5 protein-coding genes and 2 tRNA genes are annotated in these 5,865 nt (G+C 68.6%); 2 read left to right on the top strand and 5 right to left on the bottom strand.

Annotated features, from left to right (window positions below; translation table 11 throughout):
• Window positions 1-771: hypothetical protein (locus PV350_RS43695; RefSeq protein WP_500338931.1), on the top strand; the 771-nt coding region annotated here is incomplete at its 5' end.
• A gap of 67 nt (window positions 772-838) precedes the next feature.
• Here the strand turns inward: PV350_RS43695 and clpX are convergent.
• The 5 genes from clpX to PV350_RS43670 all read right to left on the bottom strand — a co-directional run bounded on the left by clpX (window position 839) and on the right by PV350_RS43670 (window position 5,515).
• The gene (gene clpX, locus PV350_RS43690; RefSeq protein WP_329187895.1) at window positions 839-2,125 is read right to left on the bottom strand and encodes an ATP-dependent Clp protease ATP-binding subunit ClpX; all 1,287 of its coding nucleotides are present in this window, start codon (window positions 2,123-2,125) and stop codon (window positions 839-841) included.
• A 174-nt stretch (window positions 2,126-2,299) separates the two neighbouring features.
• Window positions 2,300-2,935, bottom strand: coding sequence for an ATP-dependent Clp protease proteolytic subunit (locus PV350_RS43685; RefSeq protein WP_499516835.1), 636 nt, complete (start codon window positions 2,933-2,935; stop codon window positions 2,300-2,302).
• Window positions 2,936-3,034: 99 nt separating this feature from the next.
• Complete coding sequence (locus tag PV350_RS43680; RefSeq protein ID WP_319156002.1) at window positions 3,035-3,637, bottom strand: ATP-dependent Clp protease proteolytic subunit; 603 nt, start codon at window positions 3,635-3,637, stop codon at window positions 3,035-3,037.
• Window positions 3,638-3,878: 241 nt separating this feature from the next.
• A complete protein-coding gene (gene tig, locus PV350_RS43675) occupies window positions 3,879-5,273 on the bottom strand; it encodes a trigger factor (RefSeq protein WP_499511881.1) in 1,395 nt (464 codons plus the stop codon).
• A 165-nt stretch (window positions 5,274-5,438) separates the two neighbouring features.
• Window positions 5,439-5,515 (bottom strand) — tRNA-Pro (locus PV350_RS43670).
• Window positions 5,516-5,626: 111 nt separating this feature from the next.
• Here PV350_RS43670 and PV350_RS43665 point away from each other — a divergent pair.
• Window positions 5,627-5,697 (top strand) — tRNA-Gly (locus PV350_RS43665).
• The last annotated feature ends 168 nt before the right edge of the window (window positions 5,698-5,865 follow it).

Below are 5,865 nucleotides of genomic sequence, written 5' to 3'. Positions count from 1 at the left end.
CCCCAGCAGCCCGCACCGGGCTACGGCTACCCGCAGCAGCCCACGGCCCCGCAGCCGGCCCCCGGCTACGGCTACCCGCAGCAGCCCGGCCCGTACGGTCAGCAGCCCGGCCCGTACGCCCAGCAGCCGGGCCCCTACGGCCAGCAGCCGGGCGCCTGGGGTGCCCCGCCGCCGCCGTCCGGGGGCAAGGGCAAGATCATCGGCATCGTGGTCGGCGTCGTGGTCGCCGTCGCGGTCATAGGCGGCGGCATCCTCGCCCTCACGGGCAGCGGCGGCAGCGGCGGTGACCACAAGCTCGCCATGCCGGCCACGCTGCTGGACGGCCAGTACACCAAGTCCGGCAACGACCCCGGACTCAGCAACGGCGAGACCGGGGACGACACCGGCATCGACGACGCCACCACGGTCTCCGGAAACTACAAGAAGGGCGCCACCGAGCAGCTGATCGTCACCGGCGCCTACGGTGACGTCAGCGACCCGGGCAGCGTGCTGGACAAGATGCTCGCCGCCTTCACCTCCAAGGCCGGCAGCTCCGGCGGCGAGGCCCCGAAGGAGGTCCACCCCACGGGCTTCGACGGCGACATCATGAAGTGCGGCACGATCGGCTCGGCCGGGGTCAGCTTCCCGTACTGCGCATGGGCCGACGACAGCACGGTCGCCATGGCCATGGACATGAACGTCGACATCACCGGCGCCACCGAGCCCCCCTCCCTCACGGAGTGGGCGGACAGCACCGTGAAGATCCGCGACGAGGTCCGCGTCAAGAAGTGACCCGCCCCGTACGGCGAAGGGGGCGCCCGGCAGCTGCCGGGCGCCCCCTTTCGTGTGCCGGGGTGCGCTACGCGCTCTTCTGCTCGCCCTTGCCGATGATGCGGGGCTCGCGCGGGACCAGGGTCGGGTTCACGTTGGAGTGGACGACGTCCTCGCTGATGACGACGCGGGCGACGTCCTTGCGCGAGGGCACCTCGTACATCACCGACATCAGCACCTCCTCCATGATGGCGCGCAGGCCGCGCGCGCCGGTCTGGCGGAGGATGGCCTGGTCGGCGATGGCCTCCAGGGCGCCGCGCTCGAACTCGAGCTCGACGCCGTCGAGCTCGAAGAGCCGCTGGTACTGCTTGACCAGGGCGTTGCGCGGCTCCACCAGGATCTGCAGCAGCGCCTCACGGTCGAGGTTGTGCACGCTGGTGATGACCGGCAGACGGCCGATGAACTCGGGGATCATGCCGAACTTCACCAGGTCCTCCGGCATGACCTCGGAGAACTGGTCGGCGGAGTCGATCTCCCGCTTGGAGCGGATGGTCGCGCCGAAACCGATGCCCTTGGCGCCGGCCCGCGACTCGATGATCTTCTCCAGTCCGGCGAAGGCACCGCCGACGATGAAGAGCACGTTGGTGGTGTCGATCTGGATGAACTCCTGGTGCGGGTGCTTGCGCCCGCCCTGCGGCGGCACCGAGGCGGTGGTGCCCTCCAGGATCTTCAGCAGCGCCTGCTGCACGCCCTCGCCGGAGACGTCGCGGGTGATCGACGGGTTCTCGCTCTTGCGGGCGACCTTGTCGATTTCGTCGATGTAGATGATCCCCGTCTCGGCCTTCTTGACGTCGTAGTCGGCCGCCTGGATCAGCTTGAGCAGGATGTTCTCGACGTCCTCGCCGACGTACCCGGCCTCGGTCAGCGCGGTGGCGTCCGCGATGGCGAACGGCACGTTCAGCATCCGGGCCAGGGTCTGGGCGAGCAGGGTCTTGCCGGAGCCCGTGGGACCGAGCAGCAGGATGTTGGACTTGGCGAGCTCGATGCCGTCGTCGTGGCCGCGGCCGCCGCCGTTCTCACCGGCCTGCACCCGCTTGTAGTGGTTGTAGACCGCCACGGAGAGCGCCTTCTTCGCGGGCTCCTGGCCGACGACGTAGCTCTCGAGGAACTCGTAGATCTCGCGCGGCTTCGGCAGGTCCTCCCACCGCACCTCGGAGGACTCGGCGAGCTCCTCCTCGATGATCTCGTTGCAGAGGTCGATGCACTCGTCGCAGATGTACACACCGGGTCCTGCGATGAGCTTCTTCACCTGCTTCTGGCTCTTTCCGCAGAACGAGCACTTGAGCAGATCGCCGCCGTCACCGATGCGTGCCACGAGGTGCTTCCCCTTCGCCTGGGTCCCGTCAGTTCGACGAGTCCTGGTGCTTGCCTATCGACGGTACCTTGCCGCGCCCCCAGTGCGGGCCCCCCTTGGAGCTACTGGGCCGTGACCTGCACAACCCCGCGGCTCCAAGAGGGGACTTCTTGTCGCAGAATGCCCTGCCGGGCGTCAGACCGCGACCGCCGAACCCTTGCGGGTCGAGACGATCTGGTCGACCAGACCGTAGGAGAGGGCCTCCTCGGCCGTGAGGATCTTGTCGCGCTCGATGTCGTCGCGGATCTTCTCGATCGGGGTGCTGGAGTGCTTGGCCAGCATCTCCTCCAGCTGGGCCCGCATCCGCAGGATCTCGTTGGCGGCGATCTCCAGGTCCGAGACCTGGCCGCGGCCGGTCTCGCTGTACGGCTGGTGGATCAGGATGCGGGCGTTCGGCAGCGCCATCCGCTTGCCGGGCGTGCCGGCGGCGAGCAGCACGGCCGCGGCGGAGGCCGCCTGGCCCATGCAGACCGTCTGGATGTCGGGCTTCACGAACTGCATCGTGTCGTAGATGGCCGTCAGCGCCGTGAAGGAGCCGCCGGGGCTGTTGATGTAGACCGAGATGTCGCGGTCCGGGTCCATCGACTCCAGGCACAGCAGCTGCGCCATGACGTCGTTGGCGGAGGCGTCGTCGATCTGCACCCCGAGGAAGATCACGCGCTCCTCGAAGAGCTTCGCGTACGGGTCGTACTCGCGGATGCCCTGCGAGGTGCGTTCCACGAAGCGCGGCACCACGTAGCGGGCCTCGGCGGCGTTCGTGCGGTCGTACATGCCGCTGCCGGGGAAGTTCTGGGTGGTCACGTTCACCGTCCTGAAGATGAGCAGTGGGCTGGGGTCGGTCCTGCGGGGCAGTACGGGCGTCAGGCCCGGTCAGGCCCCGGTGCCGCCGCCGCCCGGCACGTTCACGGCGTGCGTGATGACGTCGTCGATCAGGCCGTACTCCTTGGCCGCCTCGGCGGAGAACCAGCGGTCGCGGTCGGAGTCACGGGTGATCGCCTCGACGCTCTGGCCGGAGTGCTCCGCGATGAGCTCGGCCATGCGCTTCTTCGTGCGCAGCAGCTGCTCGGCGTGGATCTTGATGTCCGAGGCCGAGCCGGCGAGGCCGGCGGAGGGCTGGTGCATCAGGATGTCGGTGTTCGGCAGCGAGAAGCGCTTGCCGGGGGTACCGGCCGTCAGCAGGAACTGGCCCATGGAGGCCGCGAGGCCCATAGCGATGGTGACCACGTCGTTCTTGATGAACTGCATGGTGTCGTAGATCGCCATGCCGGCCGTCACGGAACCGCCGGGGCTGTTGATGTAGAGGTAGATGTCCTTGTCCGGCTCGGCGGCAAGGAGGAGCAGCTGCGCGGTGATCTTGTTGGCGATGTCGTCGTCCACCGGCTGGCCGAGGAAGATGATCCGCTCGCCGAGCAGCCGGTTGTAGACCTGGTCGCCGAGGCCACCGATGGTCGGCTCGCCGGCGGCGGAAGGCATCGGAGTCGTCACGTATCCACCTGCTCGTTGTCGGACGGCGCGGACGCCGTCACAGGGTCTTCTCGTAGGGCACGGGCCCTCGTACTTACGGACCCTAACGCGCAGGTGGGGCCCAGCAATCCCCCACGCGGAACTGTTCGCTGTCAGCGCAGGCAGGGTGTAAGCGGAGAGCGAAACCGAACAGAACGGGCCCGGACGAACTGGTCGTCCGGGCCCGTCGGATGGTCCTGCGGGGCGAGGCTCAGGCCTCGGAGCCCTCACCCTTGGCGGTCTCGGCGTCCGTGTCCTCGGAGGTGGCCTCGACCGTCTCGCCGGTCTCGTCCTCCTCGTCCTCCAGGTCGACGACCTCGCCGTTGGTGTCCTTGACCGTGGCGGCCTCGACGACCAGGGCCAGCGCCTTGCCGCGGGCGACCTCGCCGACGAGCAGCGGCACCTGGCCGCCCTCGACGACCGCCTGGGCGAACTGGTCCGGGCTCATGCCGGAGGAGGCGGCACGGCGCATGAGGTGCTCGGTGAGCTCCTCCTGGTTGACCGAGAGCTTCTCGGTGGAGACGAGCTCGTCCAGGACGAACTGGGTCTTGATGCCCTTCTTCGCCTGCCCCTCGATCTCCTGGTCGTACTCCTCGCGGGTCTTGCCCTCGTTCTCCAGGAAGGAGTCCCAGTCCAGGCCCATGGCCGGGAACTGGTGGTGCTCCAGGTTGTGGACGCGGGTCTCGATCTCGTCCTTGAGCAGCTTCTCCGGCAGCGGGATGTCGACCAGCTCCAGGAGGGCGTCCAGCACCTTCTCCTGGGCCTGGGTGGCCTGGTCGTACTGCTTGATGCGCTCCTGGCGCTTCACGGCGTCGGCGCGGAGCTCCTCGAGGGTGTCGAACTCGCTCGCCAGCTGGGCGAAGTCGTCGTCCAGCTCGGGCAGCTCACGGGCCTGGACGGTGGTGACGTCCACCTTGACCTGGGCCTCCTTGCCGGCGGCGGAGCCGCCCTTGAGCTCGGAGGTGAAGGTGGCCGAACCGCCGGCCTCCAGGCCGGTGACGGCCTCGTCGATGCCGTCGAGCAGCTGGCCGGAGCCGATGGTGTAGGTGACGCCGCTTGCGACGCCGTCCTCCAGCACCTCGCCCTCGACCGAGGCCTCCAGGTCGACGACGACGACGTCGCCGTCGGCGGCGGCACGCTCCACGACGGTGGTGGAGGCGAAGCGCTCCCGCAGCTGCTCCAGGGCCTTGTCGACGTCCTCGTCGGACACCTCGACGGCGTCGACGGTGACCTCGATGCCGGAGTAGTCCGGGATCTCGATGACCGGGCGGATGTCCACCTCGGCGGTGAACTTCAGCTCCTGGCCGTCGTTGAACTCGGTGATGTCCACCTCGGGCTGGCCGAGGACGTTGAGCTCGCCCTCGTTGACCGCCTCCGTGTAGAACTTCGGCAGTGCGTCGTTGATGGCCTCTTCGAGGACCGCGCCACGGCCGAACCGCTGGTCGATGACGCGCGCGGGGATCTTGCCCTTACGGAAGCCCGGCACCGTGACCTGCTGGTTGATCTTCTTGTACGCCGCGTCGAGGCTGGGCTTGAGCTCCTCGAAGGGCACCTCGACAGTGAGTCGAACCCGGGTCGGGTTCAGAGTCTCGACGGCGCTCTTCACGGTTGGGTCTCCTTGGGGGCTTTACGTTGATGGGCGGCCGCTCGGCGATCGTGCGGGGCGGCTGGTGTTCGACCTGGCTTTTCCGCGTTTCAGTGGCCGACGACCCATCCTACCGGTACCACAATCCTGCGGCCGGGCCCTGCTCGGCACAGGGCGGCCGAGCACTGGTCGGGGTGGCCGGATTCGAACCGACGACCTTCCGCTCCCAAAGCGGACGCGCTACCAAGCTGCGCCACACCCCGTCGGTGCGACACGTAGAGTACATGCCTCCGCACACCCTGACGGCCATATGTGCCGTGCGCGGGAGCCGGGTCGATCGGCTACGATCTGATGTGCCAGAATGACTGGCCGTTGCGGGCGTAGCTCAATGGTAGAGCCCCAGTCTTCCAAACTGGCTACGCGGGTTCGATTCCCGTCGCCCGCTCTGCAGGACGAGGCCCCAGGTCAGCGACGTGTTCGTCGGCCTGGGGCCTCGTCCGTTCCCCGCCCCACGAAGCCCGTGGACGTGCGGGCCACCTGGCGGACCACCCCGACGGGGTGGTCCGCCAGGTGGCCCGCACGTCCACGGGCTTCGTGGGGCGGGGAACGGACG

This window comes from Streptomyces sp. PA03-6a, assembly GCF_033792765.1.
Lineage (GTDB): Bacteria > Actinomycetota > Actinomycetes > Streptomycetales > Streptomycetaceae > Actinacidiphila.
The sequence above is the reverse complement of the archived record's forward strand: the minus strand, read 5'-3'. Positions and strand labels throughout refer to the sequence as shown.

Bases quoted from the DNA above. Each gene is read 5' to 3' on its own strand.
- PV350_RS43685 (WP_499516835.1), bottom strand. From the start codon at position 2,935: ATGTACGACCGCACGAACGCCGCCGAGGCCCGCTACGTGGTGCCGCGC.
- PV350_RS43680 (WP_319156002.1), bottom strand. From the start codon at position 3,637: ATGCCTTCCGCCGCCGGCGAGCCGACCATCGGTGGCCTCGGCGACCAG.